The organism is Pseudomonas sp. B21-009 (assembly GCF_024749345.1).
Classification (GTDB): Bacteria; Pseudomonadota; Gammaproteobacteria; order Pseudomonadales; family Pseudomonadaceae; genus Aquipseudomonas.
The window spans coordinates 5,826,723-5,851,567 of the sequence record NZ_CP087199.1; the positions used below are offsets into that span (position 1 = coordinate 5,826,723).

The following is a 24,845-nucleotide window of genomic DNA, read 5'->3' on the forward strand; positions in this document are numbered from 1 at the left end:
TCGCGAGGCAAGCCCGCTCCCACAGTATCCGGTGGGAGCAAGCTTGCCCCGCGATCATTCAAAGATCGGCGTCTTCCACCACCCGCACCTTGGCTGCATCCATTGCATAGGCCGCATCCGCCAGGTCATTGCTGACCGTCTCCACCTTCAACGTACCGTTGACCCACAGCGGCGTGTAGATATCGTCGAGCTTCAAGCCCTTGGGATAGCGCACCAGCACCAGCTGGTTCGGTGGTGGCGGCGGCACGTGGATGCAGGCGCCCGGGTAAGGCACCAGGAAGAACAACGTGCTGTTGCCCTTGGCGTCGGTTTCCAGCGGCACCGGATACCCGCCCAGGCGGATGTGCTTGCCATTCATGGCGGCCACGGTCTTGGTCGAATACATCACCGCCGGCAAGCCTTTGCTCTGCTTGAGGCCACCCTTTTCGCTGAAGGTGCCCATGGCTTCCGGGGAGTTGTGGTCGATTTCGGGCATCTGCTCGAGGGCTTTCTGGTCCGACTTGGGCATCAGCTCCAGCCAGTCGGTTTCCGGCAACTCAGCCCGGGCCAGGCCGCTCAGCAGTAATAGAGAAAGCAGTAATACACGGCGCATGAAAAAGCTCGGCAACGAAGGAATTCGGTGCCGAGCATTCTAGCCTGCCGTCAGCTCTTTTTGACGACCAGCCCGTAGATCACCAACAGGATAATCGCGCCCACCAGCGCGCCGAGGAAACCTGCACCCTCTCCAGCCTGATAGATGCCCAGCGCCTGGCCGCCGTAGGTCGCGGCGAGCGAACCGGCAATGCCCAGCAGAATGGTCATGATCCAGCCCATGCTGTCGTCGCCAGGCTTTAGAAAGCGTGCCAGCAGACCGACGATCAGGCCGATGAAGATGGTTCCGATGATACCCATGGCAATCCCTCTGAGTTGAATGGCGCATGCCAAAGCCTAGTCAGCGCTTTGGCATCCTGCCATCAGAGGGACAGCGGGGCGGGAAGGTTCCCTTCAGCCCTTGATCAGGGCTTCGACTTGCTGGATTTTTTGCTCCAGGGTCGTCAGGTCGTCGCAGCGCAGAGTGGCGTGGCCAACCTTGCGACCGACCTTGAAGGCCTTGCCGTAGTGGTGCAGGTGGCATTCGTCGATGGCGATCACCTGGTCGACTGCCGGCACTTCGCCGATGAAGTTGAGCATGGCGCTTTCGCCGACCTTGGCGGTCGAACCCAGCGGCAGGCCGGCAACGGCGCGCAGGTGGTTCTCGAACTGGCTGCACTCGGCGCCTTCGATGGTCCAGTGCCCGGAATTGTGCACCCGCGGGGCGATCTCGTTGGCTTTAAGGCCGCCATCGACTTCGAAGAACTCGAAGGCCAGCACACCGACGTAGTCGAGCTGCTTGAGCACGCGACCGGCGTAGTCTTCGGCCAGGCCCTGCAGCAGGTGGTCTTCGCTGGCCACCGACAAACGCAGGATGCCGTTCTCGTGGGTGTTGTGCACCAGCGGGTAGAAGCGGGTTTCGCCATCGCGTGCACGCACGGCGATCAGCGACACTTCGCCGGTGAACGGCACGAAGCCTTCGAGCAGGCACGGCACGCTGCCCAGTTCGGCGAAAGTACCCACAACATCTGCGGCAGTTCGCAGCACTTTCTGACCTTTGCCGTCATAACCAAGGGTGCGGGTCTTGAGCACGGCAGGCAGGCCGATGCTGGCAACGGCGGCCTCCAGGTCGGCTTGCGACTGGATATCGGCGAAGGCCGGGGTGGGAATGCCCAGGTCCTTGAACATGCTCTTTTCGAACCAGCGATCGCGGGCGATACGCAGCGACTCGGCGCTCGGGTAGACCGGCACGAACTGCGAAAGGAAGGCCACTGTTTCTGCCGGGACGCTTTCGAACTCGAAGGTCACCAGGTCAACTTCGTCGGCCAACTGCCGCAGGTGGTCCTGGTCACCGTAATCGGCGCGCAGGTGCTCGCCCAGGGGCGCTGCGCAGGCGTCCGGAGCCGGGTCGAGGAAAGCGAAGTTCATGCCCAGCGGAGTACCTGCCAGGGCCAACATGCGGCCCAGCTGGCCGCCACCGATTACACCGATTTTCATGCTTTTGACCTCAAGCCTGGCGCGGATCTGGATTGTCCAGAACGTTGTCTGTCTGCTCAGCGCGGAACTGTTTGAGCACAGTGTGGAACTGCGGGTGCTTGGCGCCGAGGATGCTCGCCGAGAGCAGCGCGGCGTTGATCGCGCCAGCCTTGCCGATCGCCAGGGTGGCAACCGGAATGCCGGCCGGCATCTGCACGATCGACAGCAGCGAATCGACACCCGAGAGCATCGACGACTGCACCGGTACGCCCAGCACCGGCAGGTGGGTCTTGGCCGCGCACATGCCTGGCAGGTGGGCAGCGCCACCGGCGCCGGCGATGATCACCTCGATGCCACGGCCTTCGGCCTCTTCGGCATACTGGAACAGCAGGTCCGGGGTACGGTGGGCAGAGACCACCTTGACCTCGTAGGGAATGCCGAGTTTTTCCAGCATATCGGCGGTGTGGCTAAGGGTGGACCAATCGGACTTGGAGCCCATGATCACGCCAACCAGTGCACTCATCGTCGAGCCTCTTCTCTTGGGCGCCCGCAGGCGCGTCAAAAAACAACAAGCCACGCGGGGACAACCGGCGTGGCTTGTTATACGAATTAGGGCCGGGTGAAACCGACCGAAGGCCGCGCAGTATATCGCAAAGCGGTGCGCTTAATGCACTCCGACGACCAACTGTCGGCCTTATTTTTCGGGGCTTTGGCTGACTTTCGGGTCAAGCCGGCGTCGCCGGCCCACCCTCCAGCTTGCGCCACAGCAGGCGCACGTTGGCCTTGCGCACCAGGGCGCAGCGATACAGGCGGATTTCCAGCGGTACGTGCCACTGGCTACCGCCGCAAATCACCAGCTCACCGCGTTCAAGTTCGGCCCGCGCCGACAGCCTCGGCACCCAGGCGATGCCCAGGCCTTCGAGGGCCATGCTCTTGAGGCTGTCGGCCATCGCCGTTTCATAGACAGTGGTAAAGCGCAGGTTGCGCTGGCGCAGCAGCAGATTGACCGAACGCCCAAGGAACGCCCCGGCGCTATAGGCCAGTAGCGGCACGCTGCCCTCGCCTTCCAGGTCGAACAGCGGCTTGCCGTCGGCATCGGCGGCGCACACGGGCAGCATTTCAGTGTGACCCAGGTGCAACGAGGGGAAGATTTCCGCATCCATCTGCAAGGCGGCATCGGGGTCGTAGAACGCCAGCATCAGATCACAACCGCCTTCGCGCAGGGCATGCACAGCGTCGCCGACGTTGGTCGCGACCAAACGCGTGGCGATGTTCAGGCCGTCGTTGCGCAACTGCGCGATCCAGCGCGGAAAGAACCCCAGCGCCAGCGAGTGTGCCGCCGACACCTGGATCACCTCGCCCTGCCCGCCTTCCAGGTGATGCAGATGGCGCAGCACCTCGCCCAGCTGATCGACCACCGTACGCGCCGTCACCAAAAACAATTGCCCCGCCGCCGTCAGCTCGATCGGCGTGCGCGAGCGGTTGACCAGGGTCAGCCCCAATGCCGCTTCCAGGCTGCGAATGCGTCGGCTGAAGGCCGGCTGGGTGACAAAGCGGCGCTCGGCGGCCTGGGAAAAGCTGCGGGTGGCGGCCAGGGCACTGAAATCTTCCAGCCATTTGCTCTCAAGGTTCATGGGCTCTCCAGGCATGCACCAAAATTGAACACGCTCGATCGGCAGTTGGCGTCACATCAACCCGTATGCCGTTTGTGCATAGGTTAGCGTGCAACAGCATTGGCCGCAAAATCGGCGCGGGCCTAGGATTGACGCCATTCCGGCATGTGCCGGGTCAAAATCGAGATGATATCCATCATGTCCGCTGCTGCATCGTTCCGTGTCGAAAAAGATCTGCTTGGCACCCTCGAAGTTCCTGCCGATGCCTACTACGGTATCCAGACTCTGCGTGCTGCCAACAACTTCCACCTCTCCGGCGTTCCGCTGTCGCACTACCCTAAACTGGTTGTGGCCCTGGCCATGGTCAAACAGGCTGCTGCTGACGCCAACCGCGAGCTGGGTCACCTGAGCGATGCCAAGCACGCTGCCATCAGCGAGGCTTGCGCCCGTCTGATCCGCGGCGACTACCACGAGCAGTTCGTGGTCGACATGATTCAAGGCGGTGCTGGTACTTCTACCAACATGAACGCCAACGAAGTGATCGCCAACATCGCGCTGGAGGCCATGGGCCACCAGAAGGGCGAGTACAAGTACCTGCACCCGAACAACGACGTGAACATGGCGCAGTCGACCAACGACGCCTACCCGACTGCGATCCGCCTGGGTCTGCTGCTGGGTCACGACGCCCTGCTGGCCAGCCTCGACAGCCTGATCCAGGCCTTCGCTGCCAAAGGCCAGGAATTCGACCACGTACTGAAGATGGGCCGTACCCAGCTGCAGGACGCCGTGCCGATGACCCTGGGCCAGGAATTCCGCGCCTTCGCCACCACCATGACCGAAGACCTCAACCGTCTGCGTTCGCTGGCGCCAGAGCTGCTGACTGAAATCAACCTGGGTGGTACCGCCATCGGTACCGGCATCAACGCCGACCCTGGCTACCAGCTCCTGGCCGTTCAGCGCCTGGCCACTATCAGCGGCCAGCCGCTGGTCCCGGCTGCCGACCTGATCGAAGCCACCTCGGACATGGGCGCCTTCGTCCTGTTCTCGGGCATGCTCAAGCGCACCGCGGTCAAGCTGTCGAAGATCTGCAACGACCTGCGCCTGCTGTCCAGCGGCCCACGTACCGGCATCAACGAAATCAACCTGCCAGCGCGTCAGCCAGGCAGCTCGATCATGCCAGGCAAGGTCAACCCGGTAATCCCGGAAGCGGTCAACCAGGTGGCCTTCGCCATCATGGGTAACGACCTGGCCCTGACCGTCGCCGCCGAAGGTGGCCAGCTGCAGCTGAACGTCATGGAGCCGCTGATCGCCTACAAGATCTTCGACTCGATCCGCCTGCTGCAACGCGCCATGGACATGCTGCGCGAGCACTGCATCGTCGGCATCACCGCCAACGAACAGCGCTGCCGTGAACTGGTCGAGCACTCGATCGGCCTGGTCACCGCCCTGAACCCGTACATCGGCTACGAAAACGCCACCCGTATCGCTGCCATCGCCCTGGAAAGTGGCCGTGGCGTGCTGGAGCTGGTCCGCGAGGAAGGCCTGCTGGACGAAGAGATGCTCAACGACATCCTGCGTCCGGAAAACATGATTGCTCCGCGTCTGGTGCCGCTCAAGGCGTAACCGATGCTGTAACACGCTCACCAGGTCGAGGGACTAGACACCTCTCACCTTTTGAGGGCCCAGGGATCATTCCCCGGGCCCTTTTTTTATGCCCTTTCAGAGGGCATATCCGCCACGCCAAGGCAGACGCGCGGCGCTCGCATCGGTATAGTGCCCGCCCTCTTGCGTGCCAGCCCCCTGGCGCTACACGCAGCAAAGTCATCAAAAGCGAGGAACACTCCATGCTTGAAGTCATCAACGACTTCCTCTCGGGCAAGGTACTGATCGTGCTCATTGTCGGTCTGGGCAGTTACTTCACGATCCGCTCGCGTTTCGTTCAGTTGCGGTACTTCACCCACATGTTCGCGGTGTTTCGCGACAGCCTGCGCAGCAGCAGCGAGCAACTGAGCTCGTTCCAGGCGCTGATGCTCAGCCTGGCCGGCCGGGTCGGTGCCGGTAACATTGCCGGGGTCGGTATCGCCGTGACCCTTGGCGGCCCCGGTGCGGTGTTCTGGATGTGGGTGACCGCGCTGGTCGGCATGTCCAGCAGCTTCATCGAATGCACCCTCGGCCAGCTGTACAAGCGTTGCGACAGCGAAGGCCAGTACCGCGGCGGCCCGTCGTATTACATCGAGCACGGCCTGGGCAAACGCTGGCTGGGCATGGTCATGGCCTTCCTGCTGCTGGTGACCTTCGGTTTCGCCTTCAACGGCCTGCAAGCCCACGCCGTGACCCACTCGCTGAACAACGCCTTCCAGTTCGACACCACCTACACCGGCATCGCCCTGGCGGTGCTGCTGGGCCTGGTGTTCATCGGCGGCATCAAGCGCATCGCCGCCGTCGCCGACCTGCTGGTACCGGTCAAGACCCTGGCCTACATCGCCGTGACCCTGTACGTGATCGTGCTGCAGTTCGACCAGGTGCCGGACATGCTGATGACCATCGTCAAGAGCGCCTTCGGCCTCGATCAGGCCTTCGGTGGCCTGGTTGGCAGCGCCATCATCATGGGCGTCAAACGTGGCGTGTTCGCCAACGAAGCCGGCCTTGGCAGCGCACCCAACGTCGCCGCCGTGGCCGAAGTCGACCACCCGATTGCCCAGGGCGTGGTCCAGGCGTTCTCGGTGTTCCTCGACACCTTCATTATCTGCACCTGCACCGCCTTGCTGATCCTGCTGTCGGGCTTCTACACCCCGGGCTTCGAAGGCGACGGCATTGCCCTGACCCAGAATTCGCTGGCTGCGGTGGTCGGTGACTGGGGGCGGATTTTCATCAGCGTCGCCCTGGCGCTGTTTGTGTTCACCTCGATCCTCTACAACTACTACCTGGGCGAGAGCAACCTGCGCTTTCTGGTCGGTGACAACCGCAAAGCCCTGATCGGCTACCGCGCCCTGGTGTTGCTGCTGATCTTCTGGGGCGCGGTGCAGAACCTGGGCACGGTGTTCGCCTTCGCCGACATCACCATGACCTGCCTGGCCTTCGTCAACCTGATCGCCCTGGCCCTGCTGTTCAAGGTGGCCATGCGCGTACTGCGCGATTACGACGACCAGCGCGCAGCCGGGATAAAAACGCCGGTGTTCGATTCGGCCAAGTTCGCCGACCTCGACCTGGATACCAACGCCTGGCCTGCCAAGGTCGAAGACACCAAGCGCTGACAGCCAGCCCGGTGTTCGCGTACTGTGGTCGGCTTAACCCAAGCCGACCACGGAGACAGGCGAATGGCAATTGCGCAACCGGCCCGCAACATCATGGTGCTGTACACCGGCGGCACCATCGGCATGCAAGCCAGCGCCAACGGCCTGGCTCCGGCGTCCGGCTTCGAACAGCGGATGCGCGCGCAACTGGCCGGCCAGGCCGGCATTCCCACCTGGCAGTTCCGTGAACTGCTGCCGCTGATCGACAGCGCCAACATGACCCCGCAGTACTGGCAGCGCCTGCGTGCGGCGATCATCGACGCCGTCGACAGCCAAGGTTGCGATGCCGTGCTGGTGCTGCATGGCACCGATACCCTGGCCTACAGCGCCGCCGCCATGAGCTTTCAACTGCTGGGCTTGCAGGCCCCAGTGCTGTTCACCGGCTCGATGCTGCCGGCCGGGGTCGCCGACAGCGATGCCTGGGAGAACCTCACCGGCGCATTGCAGGCCTTGGCCACCGGCGTCGCGCCGGGTGTGCAGCTGTATTTTCACGGAGAGTTGCTAGCCCCGCACCGTACCGCCAAGGTCCGCAGCTTTGGCCGGCATCCGTTCGTTACCCTCAAGCGCTTTGCCGGCGCTGGCGCAACGATGCCCGGGCCTGCAGCGCTCGATTATCGCCAGCCCAAGCAAGTCGCCAATGTCGCCGTGCTGCCTCTGGTGCCGGGGATCGGCGCGCCAATGGTGCAGGCCGCGCTCGCCAGCGGTGCCCAGGGCTTGATCCTGGAATGCTTTGGCAGTGGCACCGGCCCTTCCGACAACCCCGACTTTCTCGCCGCCCTGGCCGAGGCTCAGGCAAGCGGTGTGGTCGTGGTCGCCATCACCCAGTGCCATGAAGGCGGGGTCGAACTGGATGTCTATGAGGCCGGCAGCCGCTTGCGTCAGGCCGGCGTGCTGTCGGGTGGCGGCATGACCCGTGAAGCGTTGTTTGGCAAGTTGCAGTTGCTGCTGGGCAGCGGCTTGCCGGTTGGCGAGGTAAGGTACCTGGTGGAGCAGGACCTTTGCGGGGAATTGCTGTAAGCGGCTCAAGGCATACAAATTGCTCGATTTGCTCGGCCAACCTGTCGAAAGAAGCCGAGCATGCTCCATTCACACCTCACCACCCTCAACGCTGTATCGCTGGTTCTGCAAGCCTTTCAAGGCCAGGGCCCCGGCGCTGAAGCGCTGCTGGCCGGCAGCGGCATCAGCCCGGCAGACCTGGGCCGCGCCGACTCGCGCATCACCACCCGCCAAGAGATGCTGGTGTGTGCCAATGCGGTGGCCCGACGCCGCGAAGTAGGCCTGGAGCTGGGCCGGCGCATGCATGTTTCCTGCTACGGCATGCTCGGTTACGCCCTGCTCTCCAGTGCCACCTTAGGTGACGCTTTGCGCCTGGCGATGCAGTACCCGGCGCTACTGGGAACACTTTTTCAGCTGCGTCTGGTCGAGGATGGCGAGCGGGTCTGGTTCAGCGCCAGCGATTATCGCGAAGACCCGCAATTGGCTGCATTCAACGCCGAGTTCTGTCTGACCTCGCTGAAAGTCATCTGCGACGACCTGCTTGGCCAGCCATTGCCGCTGACGGCTGCACGCTTCGCCCACCCAATGCCGGATTACCATGCACTGTACGGCGACAGCTTTGCCTGCCCATTGCGATTCGAGGCCACCGACAATGCCTTCGCCTTCGCCCGCACATGGCTGGACCAGCCCCTGCCGCTGGCCGACCAGATCACTCACCAGGCCATGAGCGAGCGCTGCCGGCGGCTTAACCTGGAGTTCACCGGCCGCCAGGCCTGGCTCGGGCGGATCCGCCAACTGCTGCTCGAACAACTCGATGCGGCGCCCGGCCTCGAGGGCCTGGCGCGGCAAATGAACTGCTCGTCGCGCACCTTGCGCCGGCACCTGCAAGAGCTGGGCAGCAGTTATCAACAGCTGCTCGATGAACTGCGTTTCGAGCGCGCCAAGCAACTGTTGGCCGAAGATCAGTTGCCCATCTACCGCATCGCCGAACTACTCGGCTTCAGCGAGACCGCCAGCTTTCGCCACGCCTTCATGCGCTGGAGCGGGGTGGCGCCGAGTCACTTCCGCGCCTGAACATCGCGCTTGCACCGCCGGGGGGCGAAATCCGGACAGTCAGGTTGGCCATATCGATCCCCTTTTGGCCGTTTCCGTCGTTCTGCAGCAGGCCCGTGCCACCAACAATGGAGCGACGCCAGTGACCCGGAGAACAACAACATGCTGACGATCTATTCCGATGACCACCGCCTGCACCACGGCCGCTGCGAGCTGATCGACGGGCAACTGATGCCCTGCTTCGAAATGCCCTCGCGCGCCGACCATGTCCTGGATCGGGTAAAGACCCGTGAACTGGGGGCCATCAAGGGCCCTGCCGATTTTGGCCGCGCGCCCTTGCTGCGGGTGCACAGCGCCGATTACCTGAATTTCTTCGAAGGCGCCTGGCAGCGCTGGACCCAACTGGGCCACGAAGGCGACCTGCTGCCCTTCACCTGGCCGGCGCGCACCCTGCGCAGCGTAAAACCCAGCGGCCTGCATGGCGAGCTTGGCTACTACAGCTTCGACGCCGGCGCGCCCATCACCGCGGGTACCTGGCAAGCGGCCTACAGCGCCGCACAAGTGGCCCTTACCGCCCAGGCGGCAATCCAGACCGGCGCCCACAGCGCCTTCGCCCTCTGCCGGCCACCCGGGCACCACGCCGCCAGCGACGTCATGGGGGGTTATTGCTACCTGAACAACGCCGCCATCGCCGCCCAGGCGTTCCTCGACCAGGGCCGGCGCAAGGTGGCTATCCTCGATGTCGACTACCACCACGGCAACGGCACCCAGGAAATCTTCTACCAGCGCAGCGATGTGTTCTTCGCCTCGATCCATGGTGATCCGCAGGCCGAATTCCCGTTCTTTCTCGGCTATGCCGACGAGCGCGGCGAAGGCGAGGGTCTGGGCTACAACGTCAACTACCCGCTGCCAGCCGGCAGTGACTGGCCGACCTGGAGCAAGGCCCTGGACGAGGCCTGTGAGCGCATCGCCGCCTACGGCCCGGACGTGCTGGTAATTTCCTTGGGCGTGGATACCTTCAAGGACGATCCGATTTCCCAGTTCAAGCTCGACAGCCCCGACTACCTGCAGATGGGCGAACGCATTGCCCGCCTCGGCAAGCCGACGCTGTTCGTCATGGAAGGCGGTTATGCGGTCGAGGAAATCGGCATCAACGCGGTGAACGTACTCGAAGGTTTCGAACGCGCCCAACAGGAAGCTCAAGCATGACCCGACTCCAGCGCCTGCTCGCCCCGCTGCTGTGCAGCACCCTGCTCGCCGGTAGCCTGCAAGCTGCCGAACAACGCACCCTGCGGGTCTACAACTGGTTCGACTACATCACCCCGCAAACCCTGGTGGACTTCCAGAAAGACAGCCAGGTCAAACTCATCTACGACATCTTCGACACCAACGAAGCCCTGGAAGCCAAGCTGTTGACCGGCAACTCCGGCTACGACGTGGTGGTGCCGTCCAACGTGTTCCTGGCCAAGCAGATCGAAGCCGGGGTGTTCCAGCCCCTGGACCGCAGCAAGTTGCCGAACTGGCAGCACCTGGACCCGAAACTGATGAAGCTGATCGAGGCCAACGACCCCGGCAACCAGTTCGCCGTGCCCTACATGTACGGCACCGTGCTGATCGGCTTCAACCCGGCCAAGGTCAAGGCGGCGCTGGGCGACAACGCCCCGGTCGACAGCTGGGACCTGATCTTCAAGGAGGAGAACATCGCCAAGCTCAAGCAGTGCGGCGTGGCCTTGCTTGATTCACCCTCTGAAATCCTGCCACTGGCCCTGCAGTACCTCGGCCTGCCACCGAACAGCACGAAACCTGCGGATTACAAAAAGGCCGAAGAGCTACTGCTGAAAATCCGCCCGCACGTCACCTACTTCCATTCCTCCAAATACATGGCGGATATTGCCAATGGCGACATCTGCGTAGCGGTCGGCTACTCCGGCAGCTTCTCCCAGGCCGCCAACCGCGCCAGCGAGGCGAAGAACGGCGTGGTCGTCGACATGCGTCTGCCCAAGGAAGGTGCGCCAATCTGGTTCGACATGCTGGCAATCCCCAAAGGCGCGGCCAACCCGGAAGATGCCTACACCTTCATCAACTACCTGCTGCAGCCAAAGGTGATCGCGCCGATCAGCGACTTTGTCGGTTACCCCAACCCGAACAAGGACGCCACCGAACGGGTTGCCCCGGCCATCCGCAATAACCCCAACCTGTACCCCACCGAAGAAGCCATGGCCAAGCTCTACACCCTCAAGCCACTACCGCGCGATGCCGAGCGAGCGCGCACCCGTGCCTGGACCAAGATCAAGGCCGGGACCTGACCATCACCGACGCCAGGCCCGCCGCAAGCGGGTCAGCGCGTCGGCAGTAGCGGCTTCGTCGACAGCGGCGAAACCCAGTACCAGGCCGGCACGTTTATCCACAGGGACGGTCGAGTCAGGCAGCCAGAAATCGCTGAGGGCATTGAGTTCAACACCCACCGCTTCGGCTCGGGCGATCAAATCCTGCTCACGGGCATAACTGTCGACCTCGACTTTCACATGCAATCCAGCCGCAACCTCTGGCATCGAGCCGACGCCGCTAACGTCCATTGGCCAGCCCGCTTTCAACGCATTACGCCGGCTCAAGGCAGCTCGGCGCATGCGCCGGATATGCCGTTGAAAATGCCCCTGGGCCATGAACTGGGCCATCACTGCCTGAGTGCCTATTTCAGAGTGGCGCACGGCCAGCGCCCGGCAGCGGGAAAACACCTGCACCAACTGCCTGGGCAGCACCAGGTAACCCAGGCGCAGCGCCGGAAAGGCTATCTTGCCGAAGGTGCCGACATACAACACCCGCCCACTGCGATCCAGCGCCGCCAGAGGTGCTAGCGGGTCGCCGCTGTAGCGGTACTCACCGTCGTAGTCATCTTCGATGATCCAGCCGTCCTTGCGCTCGGCCCAGGCCAGCAACTGCAGACGACGGGCCAGGCTCATGGTGACGCCGGTCGGATACTGGTGCGATGGCGTCACATAGCTGAGGCGACAATGTTCCACGGCATTGAGCGCAGCGCAGTCCAGGCCCTCATCGTCGACCGCCACGCCTTGCACTTTTGCCCCGGTCAAGGCGAAGGCGTTTCCAGCAGCGCGGTAACCGGGGTTTTCCACAGCCACCACTTCGCCAGGCTCCAATAACAGCTGTGCACAAAGGCTGATGGCCTGCTGTGCGCCACTGGTGATCACAATTTGTTCAGCCGTGCAGGAAAGTCCACGAGATCGACGCAAATAGGTCGCGATCAATTGACGAAGTTGCGGCTCTCCAGCCGGGTCGCCATAGCCCAAAGCAGCGCGATCGGGGTTGCGCCAGAAACCCGCCTGAAGCTTGGCCCAGACGTCGAAAGGGAACAAATCGAACGCCGGCAAACCGACGCGAAAAGCCCGTGGCGGACCACTTTTCGGTGGCGGTAAATGGTGGCTTTCCAGACGGTTGCAAGGACCATTGTGGATAAGTTTGCTGGATGAATCCACAGTGCTATTTGCTGTTTTTGTGGATAACCCTGTGGAAAAACCCAGGGATAACCCTGTGGATATTTTTGTGGATAGTTTTGGCAGCTGGCTGACATAGGTGCCATCGCCGACCCGGCTTTCGATATAGCCTTCGGCGTACAACTGGTCGTAGGCACGCACCACGCTGTTGCGCGACACCGACAGCGCCGCAGCCATATCACGGCTGGCCGGCAAGCGCGTGCCACTGCTCAGGCGACCGTCCAGCACGCGCATGCGAAGCGCCTGGTAAAGCTGGCGGCTGAGCCCCTGGCGACGATCAAGGACGATACCAGTCGGGTCGAACGGCAAGGTGAAGGGGCGCTCGCTCATGACAATGGACCTATGAAATTAGCTGGAAATGGCTCTTACCTTAGTCCAATAGCCTGCCTAGGATTGAGCCATTCGCCAAGGACAATCCACATGTTCACACCTTCGAGCTACAAGGAAACCGACCTCGAGCGTCTGCACCAGCAGATCGAGCAAACGCGCCTGGCCGTATTGGTCACCCACGGTGAACAGGGCTTGCAGGCCAGTCACCTGCCGCTGCTGCTGGATCGCAAACAGGGCAGCAACGGCACCCTGTACGGCCACTTCGCCCGCGCCAACAAGCAATGGCAGGATCTGGCCAACGGCGCCGAGGCGCTGCTGGTGTTTGCCGGGCCCAATGCGTATGTCAGCGCCGGCTACTACCCCAGCAAGGTCGACGATCCGCGCACGGTTCCGACCTGGAACTACGTGGCTGTGCACGCCTGGGGCAAGGCTGTGGTTTTCCATGACGCCGAGCGTCTGCTGGAGATCGTCCGCCGCCTGAGTGATCACCACGAACAACGCCAGGCCAAACCCTGGTCGGTGGACGAAGCGCCTGCCGACTACATGGCCGGCATGCTCAAGGCAATCGTCGGCTTCGCCCTGCCCATCGAGCGCCTGCAAGGCACACGCAAACTCAGCCAGAACCGTTCGGCCATCGACATCGAAGGCGTGCGCACCGGCCTGGCCAACAACAACGACCCCCTGGACAACCAATTGGCCGCCCTGATGGGCCAACCTTGAAGGAACACACCTATGCCTAACGTCACCATCCGCCCTGTCACCGCCGACGATCACAGCGCCTGGCTACCGCTGTGGCAGGCCTATCAGCAATTCTACGAAACCCGTATCGATGACGAGGTCAGCGCCGTGGCCTGGGCGCGCATGCTCGACCCGGCCGAGCCGACCAACGCCGCCCTGGCCTGGGTCGACGGCAAGGCACTGGGCATGGTCCACTGGATCTATCACCGCTCCAACTGGAGCATCGAGAACTCCTGCTACCTGCAGGACCTCTACGTGCAAAGTGAGCAACGCGGCCTGGGTATCGGCCGCCAGCTGATCGAATACGTCTACGCTACGGCAAAGGCGGCAGGTTGCGCCAAGGTGCACTGGTTGACCCACGAAACCAACGCCACGGCCATCAGCCTGTACGAGCAGGTCGCCGAGCGGCCCGGCTTCATCCAGTTTCGCAAACCGCTGTAAGCCAGAGGAGCCACCCCATGAGCAGCCCATTGCACTGGCATCCGGCCAAGCGCCCGCAACCTGCAACATTGACCGGGCGCTTCGTGCGCCTGGAAAAACTCGACCCCAAGCGCGACACCGAAGACCTCTGGGAAGTGTTCCAGGGCTCCCGGGCCGACCGCACACTGTGGGACTACCTGGCCTACGGTCCGTTCACCGAGCGCGAAGACTTCGATCACTGGCTCGACACCAATGCCGCCAGCAGCGATCCGCTGTTCTACAGCGTCATTGACCTGGCCAGCGGCCAGACCCAGGGCATCCTCAGCCTGATGTCGATCGTGCCCGAACAGGGCCGCATCGAGATTGGCCATATCGCCTTTGGTGCTGCCATGCAGCGCACACCTAAAGGCACCGAAGCGGTGTACCTGCTTGGCAAACTGGCGTTCGAGCTGGGCAACCGCCGCCTGGAATGGAAATGCAACAACGACAACGCCCGCTCCAAGCGCGCCGCGCTGCGCTTTGGCTTCACCTTCGAGGGGGTGTTTCGCAAGCACATGGTGATCAAGGACCGAAACCGCGACACCGCCTGGTTCTCGATTACCGATGATGAATGGCCGGCGATTGCGGCGGGGTTCGAACGTTGGTTGGCGGCAGATAACCAGCGGCCCGAGGGACAGGTACAGACCTTGGAGGCGTGCCGGTAGGAGCAGGCAAAAAAAGGGAGGCATACGCCCCCCAGAGGTTAACCGCTTGTAGATGAGGGCCTGAAAATCAGCCCTCGATCTCGATCAGGATCTCGCCCGGGTTGACCCGGTCGCCCTTGGCCACGTGAATGGCGGTGACCTTGCCGGCGATTGCCGCCTGCACCTCGGTCTCCATCTTCATCGCCTCGGTGATCAGCACCGGCTGGCCGGCCTTGACCGTATCGCCTTCCTTGACCAGCACATCGACGATGTTGCCCGGCATGGTGGTACTGACATGGCCAGGGGCGCTGGCCTGCTTGCGTTTACTGCTGCCACCGCCGACAAATTCGTTGAGCGGCTCGAACACCACTTCTTCCGGCATGCCGTCGATGGACAGGTAGAAGTGACGCTTGCCTTCGGCCTTGACGCCAACACCGGTGATATCCACCCGGTAGGTCTCGCCGTGCACGTCGATGACGAATTCGGTCGGCACGCCTTCGCCGCCGGCCGAGGCCACGGCGCCGGCTTCCGGAATCGGCAGCAGCACTTCAGGGGTCAGGGTGCCGGCCTCACGCTCTTCGAGGAACTTGCGCCCGATGTCCGGGAACATGGCGTAGGTCAGTACGTCTTCTTCCGACTTGGCCAGGGCGCCGATGTCGTTGCGCAGCTTGGCCATTTCCGGCTTGAGCAAATCGGCCGGGCGCACGTCGATGACTTCTTCGCTACCGATGGCCTGGCGCCGCAGATTTTCGTCGACCACACCCGGAGCCTTGCCGTAACCGCCTTGCAGGTACAGCTTCACCTCGTTGGTGATGGTCTTGTAGCGCTCGCCGGCGAGCACGTTGAAGAACGCCTGGGTACCGACGATCTGCGAGGTCGGGGTCACCAGTGGCGGGAAGCCGAGGTCTTCGCGCACCCGCGGGATTTCCGCCAGCACTTCGTTCATGCGGTTGAGCGCGCCCTGCTCCTTAAGCTGGTTGGCCAGGTTGGAAATCATCCCGCCCGGTACCTGGTTGACTTGCACACGGGTGTCGACGGCGGTGAATTCGCTTTCGAACTGGTGGTACTTCTTGCGCACGGCATAGAAGTACAGGCCGATTTCCTGCAGCAATTCCAGGCTCAGGCCGGTGTCGAACTCGCTGCCCTTGAGGGCCGCGACCATCGACTCGGTGCCCGGGTGGCTAGTGCCCCAGGCGAAGCTGGAGATGGCGGTGTCGATATGGTCGGCGCCGTTCTCGATCGCCTTGAGCTGGCACATGGCAGCCAGGCCGGCGGTGTCGTGGGAATGGACGAACACCGGCAGCGACTGCTCGGCCTTCAGCGCCTTGACCAGCTCGCCGGTGGCGAAGGGAGTCAGCAGGCCGGCCATGTCCTTGATTGCAACCGAGTCGCAACCCATGGCTTCCATCTGCTTGGCCTGGGCGACGAAGGCGTCGATGGTGTGCACCGGGCTGGTGGTGTAGGCAATAGTGCCCTGGGCGTGCTTGCCAGCGGCCTTGACCGCTTCGATGGCCACGCGCAGGTTACGCACATCGTTCATGGCGTCGAAGATGCGGAACACGTCAATGCCGTTGACCGCCGCCTTGGCGACGAAGGCTTTGACCACGTCATCGCTGTAGTGGCGGTAGCCCAGCAGGTTCTGCCCGCGCAGGAGCATCTGCAGGCGGGTGTTGGGCAGTGCCGCACGCAGTTTGCGCAGGCGCTCCCAAGGGTCTTCCTTGAGGAAGCGCACGCAGGCGTCGAAGGTCGCCCCGCCCCAGACTTCCAGCGACCAGTAGCCGACCTTGTCGAGCTTGTCGCAGATCGGCAGCATGTCTTCGGTACGCATGCGGGTGGCCAGCAGGGACTGGTGGGCATCGCGCAGGATTGTGTCAGTGACAAAGATCTTCTTGGACATTCTTATCTCCTCATAGCGGCAAGCTTCAAGCTACAAGCCGCAAGAAAAAGCCGATCGGCTCTGACTTGTCGCTTGTAGCTAACAACTTGCAGCTGGCTTATTCATAAGCCCGCATGTGCGGCGATGGCGGCGGCGATGGCCAGGGCCAGCTCTTCGGGTTTGCGCTTGATCGAGTAGTTGGTCAGTTCCGGATGGCTTTCAACGAAGCTGGTATTGAACTGACCACTGCGAAATTCCGGATTGCGCAGGATTTCCTGGTAATAGGCAGCCGTGGTCTTCACCCCCTGCACGCGCATGTCGTCCAGAGCCCGCAGGCCGCGGTCCATGGCTTCTTCCCAGGTCAGCGCCCAGACCACCAGTTTCAGGCACATCGAGTCGTAGAACGGTGGAATGGTGTAGCCGGTATAGATCGCCGTGTCGGTCCGCACGCCGGGGCCGCCGGGTGCGTAGTAACGGGTGATCTTACCGAAGCTGGGCAGGAAGTTGTTCTTCGGGTCTTCAGCGTTGATGCGGAACTGCAGGGCAAAGCCGCGGTGCTGGATGTCTTCCTGCTTGACCGACAGCGGCAGGCCGGAGGCAATACGGATCTGCTCGCGAACAATGTCGATACCGGTGATTTCTTCGGTGATGGTGTGTTCCACCTGCACCCGGGTGTTCATCTCCATGAAGTACACCTCGCCATCGGCGAGCAGGAACTCCACGGTACCGGCGTTCTCGTAGCCCACGGCCTTGGCCGCACGCACTGACAGGTCGCCGATATAGGCGCGCTGTTCGGGGGTCAGTTGCGGGCTCGGGGCGATTTCGATGAGCTTCTGGTTACGGCGCTGGATCGAGCAGTCGCGCTCGAACAGGTGGACGACGTTACCGAAGCTGTCACCGAGGATTTGCGCCTCGATGTGTTTCGGGTTGACGATGCATTTTTCCAGGAACACTTCCGCAGAACCGAAGGCCTTGGTCGCTTCGGAGATTACCCGCGGGAAGGCTTGCTCCAGCTCTTCACGGCTGTTGCAGCGGCGAATACCGCGGCCGCCACCGCCGGAAGTGGCCTTGAGCATCACCGGGTAACCGATGCGGTCGCCTTCGAGCAGCGCTTCGTGGATATCGGCGACGTTGCCTTCAGTGCCCGGGGTCACCGGCACACCGGCCTTGATCATGCTGCGGCGAGCTTCGGTCTTGTCACCCATACGGCGAATGACTTCAGCCGCCGGGCCTATGAATTTGATACCGCGTTCGGCACAGATGTCCGCAAGTTCAGCGTTCTCAGACAGAAAACCATAACCGGGATGCAGCGCATCACAACCGGTTTCCACGGCCAGGTTCACCAGCTTGCGCGGGTTCAGGTAGCCGGCCAGGGGCTCGGCACCAATGCTGTGGGCCTCGTCGGCACGTTTGACGTGCAAGGCATGGCGGTCGGCGTCGGAGTAGATCGCCACGGAACGGATGCCCATCTCGGCGCAGGCACGCACGATTCGAACAGCAATTTCACCGCGGTTGGCGATCAGGATCTTTTTTATCACTGGAGTATTCCCAAGGCCGCTAGAACAAACGAGCCGGCAAGGCCGGTCGGCGCGTGACCAATCGTCGCTGGCCAGTCGCATCTTTACCCTAGCGCTGTCTCTGGATAAACAAAAATCAATATTTATTAGGGTGTGCATAAGCAAAAGCTTATAGTGCTGTTACAAGGTTTTGCCGGGGCTTGAGAAAAATGCGTAAGTCATTGATGCGTATGACATTGCGTCAACTTCAGATCTTCAATGAGGTCTGTGATTTGCGTTCCTACAGCCGGGCGGCCGAGGAGATGAACCTGACGCAACCCGCCGTTAGTCTACAGATCCGCCAATTGGAAGAACTGGTCGGCCAGCCGCTGTTCGAGTATGTCGGCAAGAAGCTCTACCTGACCGAAGCCGCTGAAGCGCTGCAACGCGCCAGCCGCGATATCTTCGGGCGCCTGGAGAGCCTCGACATGCAGCTCTCCGACATGCAGGGCTCGCTGCAGGGGCAATTGAAGCTGGCGGTCGAATCCAGCGCCAAGTACTTCGTCCCGCATCTGTTCGCGGCCTTCAAGCGTTTGCACCCCGAGGTCAATCTTACCCTCACAGTGGTCAACCGCGCCCAGGCCATACGTCGCCTCTCGGACAACCGTGATGACCTGATCATTATGTCCATGGTGCCCCAGGACATGGGCCTGGAGTTCCTGCCGTTCCTCAACAATCCGATCGTTGCCGTGGCGCCGCCCGATCATCCGCTGTGCAAGCTCGACAGCCTGCGTTTGCAAGACCTTGAGCCGCACACGCTATTGGTACGCGAACAGGGCTCGGGCACACGCAAGGCTTGCGAAGAGTACTTCAAGGAAAAGCGCGTGCACTTCACTCAGACGCTGGAAGTGGCCTCGGCCGATGCCCAGCGCGAGTGCGTGATTGCCGGCCTGGGCATCGCCCTGCTGACCCGCCATGCATTGAACCTGGAACTGGCCACCGGCGTGCTGCGCGAGCTGCCGGTCGAAGAGCTGCCGCTGTACCGCAGCTGGTGTGTGGTGCAGTCCAAGGCCAAGCGGCAATCGCCGGTGGCCCTGGCCTTTCTAGCGTTCATTCGCAGCGAACGTGCACAGATCAGCGGGCTTGTTGAGCGTTTCTCGGGGATTCTGCCGCCGATACCTGCCACACGCTGACGGCCTGCAAATCGGGGTAGTCGGTGATGTCCTGCAGCAGACGGCGCTGCTCGGAGTAGCTTTCGATCGCGCGGCGAAACTCCATGCGGCGCTGGTCTTTTTCCTGCTGTTTGCGGGATTTGGCGTTGGGTTGGTACGAGCCATCGAATTCACGAGCCATTACATATCTCCCTTATCGAGTGCGGGAGCTTTAGCCTGACGTCGTGGCATTACGGTTTGGCGGCGGGCCAATGACAAATCAATGAACCCGCGCCTACAGGTCTCAGTCGTCCATCGCCTTGATCGACTTGGGCGACAGGCGCAGGCTGCGCAGACTGCGTTTGACGCTCTTGAGGTGGTTGACCAGGCTCGGCCCGCGGGCCATGGCCACGCCCATGGCCAGCACGTCGATCACCACCAGGTGGGCAATGCGCGAGGTCAGCGGGGTGTAGATTTCGGTGTCTTCGTGCACATCGATGGCCAGGTTGACGGTCGACAGCTCCGCCAACGGCGTCTGGCTCGGGCACAGGGTGATCAGCGTGGCGCCGCTTTCACGCACCAGGTTGGCGGTGATCAGCAGGTCCTTGGAGCGCCCCGACTGGGAAATGCAGATGGCCACATCGCCCGGCTTGAGGGTGACCGCCGACATCGCCTGCATGTGCGGGTCGGAATACGCCGCCGCCGTCAGCAGCAGGCGGAAGAACTTGTGCTGGGCATCGGCCGCTACCGCGCCGGAGGCACCAAAACCGTAGAACTCGACACGCTGGGCCTGGGCCATGGCGGATACCGCACGCTGCAAAGCCTGTGGATCGAGGTGCTCACGCACTTCCATCAGGGTATGCAGGGTGGTGTCGAAGATCTTCAGGCTGTAGTCGGCAACCGAGTCGTCTTCATGAATGGCGAACTGGCCGAAACTCGCGCCCGCCGCCAGGCTCTGGGCCAGCTTGAGCTTGAGGTCCTGGAAACCGGAACAACCGATCGCACGGCAAAAACGCACGATGGTCGGCTCGCTGATGCCGACGCTGTGGGCAAGATCGGCCATGGAGCTATGCATGACGGCCGCAGGATCAAGCAGCACGTGATCGGCAACCTTGAGTTCCGATTTGCGTAGCAGATGGCGCGACTGGGCGATGTGTTGCAACAGATTCAAGGGCAGGACTCGGTTATGATCGACTGACCGGGTTGTAGCTTTCTTGTAGTTATACTACATGACCGGCGACCCGCCCAGCTAAACGAACTAGGAGAGTGGTGGTATTGACTATCCCTTGCGACATCATGGTGTTCGGCGGCACCGGTGACCTGGCCCTGCATAAACTGCTTCCGGCGCTCTACCACCTGTATCGCGAGGCTCGCCTGCACCCCGCCGTGCGCATCATCGCCCTGGCCCGCAGCAATCTGCCGCGTAATCAATTCCTCAAACTCGCCGAACGCCGTTGCCGGGCACAGATTGCCCGTGCCGACTTCGACGAGGATGTCTGGGCGCGGTTCTCGGCGCGCCTGGACTACTTCCCCATGGACGCCTCGCAAAGCGCCGATTTCGTCCGCCTGGCGCGCTTTCTTGGTGAAGCCGGCGGCCTGACCCGGATCTACTACCTGGCCACCGCACCGAACCTGTTCGTGCCGATTGCCAACCACCTGAAAATCGCCGGGCTTGCCGATCACGATGCGCGCATCGTCCTGGAAAAACCCATCGGCCACTCGCTGGAGTCGGCCACGGCGATCAACGAGGCCTTCGGCGCGGTGTTCGCCGAGTCGCAGGTGTTTCGTATCGATCACTACCTGGGCAAGGAAACGGTGCAGAACCTCATGGCCCTGCGCTTTGCCAATGCCTTGCTCGAGCCGGTGTGGCGCAACAACCAGGTCGATCATGTGCAGATCAGCGTCTGTGAAACCCTCGGCGTCGAAAACCGTGGCGCCTACTACGACCGCGCCGGCGCCACCCGCGACATGCTGCAGAACCACCTGCTGCAGCTGCTGTGCCTGGTGGCCATGGAGCCGCCGGCACAATTCGAGGCTGAAGCGGTTCGTGACGAAAAGGTGAAGATCCTCAAGGCCCTGCAACCGATCACCGGCCAGGACGTGCAGGACAAGACCGTGCGCGGCCAGTACAGCGCCGGCAAGATCGGCGGCCAGGAAGTACCGGCTTACTACTTCGAAAAAGATGTCGACAACGACAGCGATACCGAGACCTTTGTCGCCGTAGAAGCCCACATCAACAACTGGCGCTGGGCCGGCGTGCCCTTCTACTTGCGCACTGGCAAACGCCTGGCCAAGCGCTCGTCGCAGATCGTCATCCAGTTCAAGCCGGTGCCCCACCGCCTGTTCGACGGCGATCAGGCCAACCAGCTGCTGATCCAGCTACAACCCGACGAGCGCATCAGCCTGCAAATGATGACCAAGACCCCCGGCAAGGGCATGCGCCTGGAGCCGGTGGAACTGAACCTCAACCTGGCCCAGGTATTCGGCCAGACCCGTCGCTGGGACGCCTATGAGCGGCTATTGCTGGATGTGCTCGAAGGCGACTCGACGCTGTTCATGCGCCGTGACGAGGTCGAGGCGGCCTGGGCCTGGATCGACCCGATCCTTAACGGCTGGCAGGAACACTTCCAGGCCCCGCGCCCCTACCACGCCGGTAGTAACGGCCCGGACCAGGCCCACAGCCTGCTGGCCCACCAGGGCCGCGCCTGGCACCTTTAAAAGCTGTAGCGGCTGGCCAGTAAACCGGCCAGTTCCTGCGCCGGCACCGGCCGGCTGATCAGGTAGCCCTGCACTTCGTTGCAGCCTTGCTTGCGCAGGAAGTCCAGCTGTTCAGCGGTCTCGACGCCCTCGGCAACCACCTGCAGGTCCAGGCTCTGGGCCATGGCGATGATTGCCCGGGTGATCGCCGCGTCCTCGCTGCCCTCGCGCAGGCCCCGGATAAAGGCCTGATCGATCTTCACGTAGTCCACCGGGAAACGCTTGAGGTAGCTGAGCGATGAATAGCCGGTGCCAAAGTCGTCGATCGCAAGCTTCACCCCCAGCTCATGCAATTGGCGGAAGGTGGCGATGATGTGCTCGACGCTGTCGAGCAACTGGCTCTCGGTCAGTTCCAGTTCCAGCAAGTGCGGGGCCAGGCCGCTTTCTTCCAAAACCTGGCGCACCAGGCTGACCAGCTTGCCCTGGCGCAACTGATACACCGACAGGTTCACCGACACGCGAATCGGCGCAAGGCCCATGCGCTGCCACTCGCAAGCCTGCCAGCAGGCCTGGCGCAGGACGAATTCGCCCATCGGTGCAATCAGCCCGGTTTCTTCGGCCAGGCCGATGAAATCCGATGGCGGCACCATGCCCCACTGCGGATGCTGCCAGCGCACCAGCGCCTCGGCCGCATGCAGGCGGCCGGTGGCCAGGCACAGCTTGGGTTGGTAGTAGACCTGCAGTTGCCGCTCTTCGATGGCCTTGCGCAGGTGGTTTTCCAGCTGCAGGCGCTGCAGGGTGCTGGCCTGCAGGCTCTCGGTGTAGAACTGGAAGTTGTCGCCACCCAGGTGCTTGGCGTGCTGCATGGCGGTATTGGCCTGGCTGACCAGCACCGTGACATCCCGCGAGGTGTCGGCCAGCAGGCTAATGCCCACCGAAGCGCTGATCACCAGCTCGTGACCATCGACCCGCAGGGGCACGCGTAGCTTGTCGAGCAGGCGGCTAGCCACTCGCACCAAGCTCGACAGGTTGCTGTAGGCATCGAACAGCACGGCAAACTCGTCGCCGGAAAGCCGCGCCACGGTGTCGGCCTCGGGCATGGCATTGCTGATGCGCTGGGCCATCTGCTTGAGCAAGTGGTCGGCAACTTCATGGCCAAGGCTGTCGTTGAGCAGCTTGAAGCGGTCCAGGTCGATGTGCAGCAGGGCCAGGCCGCGACCGCTCTGGCGCAGGCGCTCGCCGGCCTCGTGCAGGCGCAGGCGGAACAAGGCGCGGTTGGCCAGGCCCGTCAGTTCATCATAGTGGGCCAGGTAGCGCAGGCGCTCTTCAGACTCACGGCGCGCCGACAGGTCGGTAAAGAAGCCGACGATGCTGGTCAGGTTGCCGCGGGCATCACGTACGCCGTTAAGCTGCAGCCACTGAGGATAAAGCTCACCGTTCTTGCGCGCCTCGACCAGTTCGCCTTGCCAGCTGCCCTGTTGCTCCAGGGCCAGTTCGATAGCCTGTGAATGTCGACGAGCATCAAGGCTGCACGCCAGCTCCAGCAACCGCCCTTGCAATAGTTCTTCGCGGCTGTAGCCGGTAACCCGGCAGAAGGCCTGATTGACGGCCAGCAGTACATAGTCAGGGTCAAGAATCACAATGCCTTCGCTGGCGGCTTCAAACACCGTGGCGGCCAGACGCTGCTGTTCCTCCTGGGCTTTTTGCGCGCTGATTTCCCGGCGGGTGCCGAGCATGCGCAGCACCCGCCCGCTGGCATCACGTTCCACCGCCCGGCCACGGTCCTCAATCCAGCACCAATGGCCCTGGCGGTGACGCACCCGGTAGTCGATGCGGTAGTCCTCGCTGCGGCCCTTGAGGTGTTCGACCAGGGTACGCTTGAGCAGCGGCACGTCATCAGGATGCAAACGTGGCTTGAGGTGCGCGAGCATTTCCTGGACTTGTTCAGGCTCCAGGCCAAACAGCTCGCGCAATTGCGTGTGGTGGATCTCGTCGGTGTCCAGGTTCCAGTCCCAAAGCCCCAGCTCGCTGGCCTCTAGCGCCAGGGCCAGGCGCTGCTCGCTTTTGCTCAGGGCCTGGTTGGCGACATCGAGTTCCTGGCTGCGCTGGGCCACCCGCGACTCCAGCCCAACCTGCGCCTCACGCAGCTGTTCCTCGATCAACCGGCGCTGTTCGACCTCCTCGGCCAATGCCTGGTTGAGGCTCTCGCTGCGGCTTTGCGCCGCTTGCAGGTGTTCGATCAGCTCCTGATTCTGAAAGCGTCGCAGCAATCCGCGTTCGATCAGCCGGTTGACCTGCCAGGCCACCACCGACAGCGCAATCAACAGAATCAGCCCAAGCCAGCCCCAGCCGCGCTGCTGTTCGTCGCCACTCCAGAACAGGAAAGCAATCGGCGGCAGCAGGCAAGGCAAGGTAAAACTGAGAAACGCTGGCAGGCTGACGGCATAAGCAACGCTGGCCGAAAGCGTCGCCGCCCCCAGCAGGCCAAACACCCAGGCCTGCTGGACGAAGTTGTCCACCGGCACCAGGGCAATCGCCGCGCTGGCCAGGGTCAGGCCGCTGAAGGCCGAACCGAGCAAAAACATCCGCCACCAGGTCGGCTGGGCTTGCCGGTCGGGCATGGCAGCATCGAAAGCGGCCACCTGGATCACCCGCAACGCCACCAGCGCCATCAGCCAGACCACCCAGACGCTGACCAGCAGGTAACGCGCCGGGTTCCACAGCAGCCAGGCACAGACAAGGCCGTTGAGCAGCATGAACAGGGTCGGCAGCAACGAGCCTTGATACAGCAGGCGGGTGCGCTCGACAGCCAGTTGCGGTGCGAAGTGTTTGCGAATACTCCGGCGCGCTTGGGCTGGGGCGCTCAGGGAGTCGGAACCGAGTGTCATAGGCGGTGTTCTTGTAATGGTTAGCCTTAAACGTGCACGGAGCATACACAAGCAAG

Annotated in this window: 22 protein-coding genes; 11 read left to right on the plus strand and 11 right to left on the minus strand. The window is 62.6% G+C overall.

Annotated features, from left to right (window positions below; all coding sequences use genetic code 11):
- Window positions 1-58 precede the first annotated feature (58 nt).
- From LOY34_RS27025 to LOY34_RS27045, 5 genes are all read right to left on the minus strand, one after another.
- Window positions 59-592 (minus strand): DUF3299 domain-containing protein, encoded by a 534-nt coding sequence (locus LOY34_RS27025; RefSeq protein ID WP_045199652.1) that lies wholly within the window; start codon window positions 590-592, stop codon window positions 59-61.
- A gap of 50 nt (window positions 593-642) precedes the next feature.
- Window positions 643-891 carry a GlsB/YeaQ/YmgE family stress response membrane protein gene (locus LOY34_RS27030; RefSeq protein ID WP_045199503.1) on the minus strand — a complete coding sequence of 83 codons (249 nt, stop codon included), beginning with the start codon at window positions 889-891 and terminating at the stop codon, window positions 643-645.
- A 93-nt stretch (window positions 892-984) separates the two neighbouring features.
- A complete protein-coding gene (locus LOY34_RS27035) occupies window positions 985-2,067 on the minus strand; it encodes a 5-(carboxyamino)imidazole ribonucleotide synthase (RefSeq protein ID WP_093377936.1) in 1,083 nt (360 codons plus the stop codon).
- 10 nt (window positions 2,068-2,077) lie between these two features.
- A complete protein-coding gene (purE, locus tag LOY34_RS27040) occupies window positions 2,078-2,569 on the minus strand; it encodes a 5-(carboxyamino)imidazole ribonucleotide mutase (RefSeq protein WP_038615995.1) in 492 nt (163 codons plus the stop codon).
- 202 nt (window positions 2,570-2,771) lie between these two features.
- Entirely contained in the window at window positions 2,772-3,680 is a 909-nt protein-coding gene (locus tag LOY34_RS27045; RefSeq protein ID WP_045199499.1) for a LysR substrate-binding domain-containing protein, read from the minus strand.
- 177 nt (window positions 3,681-3,857) lie between these two features.
- On the opposite strand from LOY34_RS27045, the gene aspA reads away from it, so the two are divergent.
- From aspA to LOY34_RS27075, 6 genes are all read left to right on the plus strand, one after another.
- A complete protein-coding gene (aspA, locus tag LOY34_RS27050; RefSeq protein WP_045199650.1) occupies window positions 3,858-5,282 on the plus strand; it encodes an aspartate ammonia-lyase in 1,425 nt (474 codons plus the stop codon).
- A 221-nt stretch (window positions 5,283-5,503) separates the two neighbouring features.
- The gene (locus LOY34_RS27055; protein ID WP_045199497.1) at window positions 5,504-6,913 is read left to right on the plus strand and encodes a sodium:alanine symporter family protein; all 1,410 of its coding nucleotides are present in this window, start codon (window positions 5,504-5,506) and stop codon (window positions 6,911-6,913) included.
- 63 nt (window positions 6,914-6,976) lie between these two features.
- Entirely contained in the window at window positions 6,977-7,969 is a 993-nt protein-coding gene (locus LOY34_RS27060) for an asparaginase (protein ID WP_195885331.1), read from the plus strand.
- A gap of 60 nt (window positions 7,970-8,029) precedes the next feature.
- Window positions 8,030-9,022, plus strand: a complete 993-nt coding sequence (locus LOY34_RS27065; protein ID WP_045199493.1) for an AraC family transcriptional regulator — start codon at window positions 8,030-8,032, stop codon at window positions 9,020-9,022.
- A gap of 141 nt (window positions 9,023-9,163) precedes the next feature.
- The gene (locus tag LOY34_RS27070; RefSeq protein WP_195885332.1) at window positions 9,164-10,210 is read left to right on the plus strand and encodes a histone deacetylase family protein; all 1,047 of its coding nucleotides are present in this window, start codon (window positions 9,164-9,166) and stop codon (window positions 10,208-10,210) included.
- A complete protein-coding gene (locus tag LOY34_RS27075) occupies window positions 10,207-11,307 on the plus strand; it encodes a polyamine ABC transporter substrate-binding protein (protein ID WP_195885333.1) in 1,101 nt (366 codons plus the stop codon). The genes LOY34_RS27070 and LOY34_RS27075 overlap by 4 nt, the downstream gene beginning before the upstream one ends.
- A gap of 3 nt (window positions 11,308-11,310) precedes the next feature.
- Here LOY34_RS27075 and LOY34_RS27080 read toward each other — a convergent pair whose 3' ends face one another.
- Window positions 11,311-12,840 (minus strand): PLP-dependent aminotransferase family protein, encoded by a 1,530-nt coding sequence (locus tag LOY34_RS27080; RefSeq protein WP_195885334.1) that lies wholly within the window; start codon window positions 12,838-12,840, stop codon window positions 11,311-11,313.
- Window positions 12,841-12,930: 90 nt separating this feature from the next.
- Between LOY34_RS27080 and LOY34_RS27085 the strand changes: the two genes are divergently transcribed.
- The 3 genes from LOY34_RS27085 to LOY34_RS27095 are packed head-to-tail and all read left to right on the plus strand — an operon-like array spanning window position 12,931 to window position 14,702.
- On the plus strand, window positions 12,931-13,560 hold the full coding sequence (locus LOY34_RS27085) for an FMN-binding negative transcriptional regulator (RefSeq protein ID WP_195885335.1): 630 nt from the start codon (window positions 12,931-12,933) through the stop codon (window positions 13,558-13,560).
- A 12-nt stretch (window positions 13,561-13,572) separates the two neighbouring features.
- Window positions 13,573-14,019 (plus strand): GNAT family N-acetyltransferase, encoded by a 447-nt coding sequence (locus LOY34_RS27090; RefSeq protein WP_093377901.1) that lies wholly within the window; start codon window positions 13,573-13,575, stop codon window positions 14,017-14,019.
- Between the two features lie 17 nt (window positions 14,020-14,036).
- Window positions 14,037-14,702 carry a GNAT family N-acetyltransferase gene (locus tag LOY34_RS27095; protein ID WP_195885336.1) on the plus strand — a complete coding sequence of 222 codons (666 nt, stop codon included), beginning with the start codon at window positions 14,037-14,039 and terminating at the stop codon, window positions 14,700-14,702.
- 67 nt (window positions 14,703-14,769) lie between these two features.
- Here the strand turns inward: LOY34_RS27095 and oadA are convergent, their stop codons facing one another.
- Window positions 14,770-16,578, minus strand: coding sequence for a sodium-extruding oxaloacetate decarboxylase subunit alpha (oadA, locus tag LOY34_RS27100; RefSeq protein WP_045199477.1), 1,809 nt, complete (start codon window positions 16,576-16,578; stop codon window positions 14,770-14,772).
- A gap of 101 nt (window positions 16,579-16,679) precedes the next feature.
- On the minus strand, window positions 16,680-18,095 hold the full coding sequence (locus tag LOY34_RS27105; RefSeq protein WP_045199475.1) for an acetyl-CoA carboxylase biotin carboxylase subunit: 1,416 nt from the start codon (window positions 18,093-18,095) through the stop codon (window positions 16,680-16,682).
- A gap of 203 nt (window positions 18,096-18,298) precedes the next feature.
- Between LOY34_RS27105 and LOY34_RS27110 the strand changes: the two genes are divergently transcribed.
- A complete protein-coding gene (locus tag LOY34_RS27110) occupies window positions 18,299-19,246 on the plus strand; it encodes a LysR family transcriptional regulator (protein ID WP_162195917.1) in 948 nt (315 codons plus the stop codon).
- Here the strand turns inward: LOY34_RS27110 and LOY34_RS27115 are convergent.
- Entirely contained in the window at window positions 19,188-19,406 is a 219-nt protein-coding gene (locus LOY34_RS27115) for a PA3496 family putative envelope integrity protein (protein ID WP_045199472.1), read from the minus strand. The genes LOY34_RS27110 and LOY34_RS27115 overlap by 59 nt on opposite strands.
- Window positions 19,407-19,508: 102 nt before the next feature.
- Window positions 19,509-20,375, minus strand: a complete 867-nt coding sequence (hexR, locus tag LOY34_RS27120; protein ID WP_038616018.1) for a transcriptional regulator HexR — start codon at window positions 20,373-20,375, stop codon at window positions 19,509-19,511.
- A gap of 104 nt (window positions 20,376-20,479) precedes the next feature.
- Between hexR and zwf the strand changes: the two genes are divergently transcribed.
- Window positions 20,480-21,922, plus strand: coding sequence for a glucose-6-phosphate dehydrogenase (zwf, locus tag LOY34_RS27125; RefSeq protein WP_045199468.1), 1,443 nt, complete (start codon window positions 20,480-20,482; stop codon window positions 21,920-21,922).
- Here zwf and LOY34_RS27130 read toward each other — a convergent pair.
- The gene (locus LOY34_RS27130; protein ID WP_093377881.1) at window positions 21,919-24,789 is read right to left on the minus strand and encodes an EAL domain-containing protein; all 2,871 of its coding nucleotides are present in this window, start codon (window positions 24,787-24,789) and stop codon (window positions 21,919-21,921) included. The genes zwf and LOY34_RS27130 overlap by 4 nt on opposite strands.
- Between the last annotated feature and the right edge of the window lie 56 nt (window positions 24,790-24,845).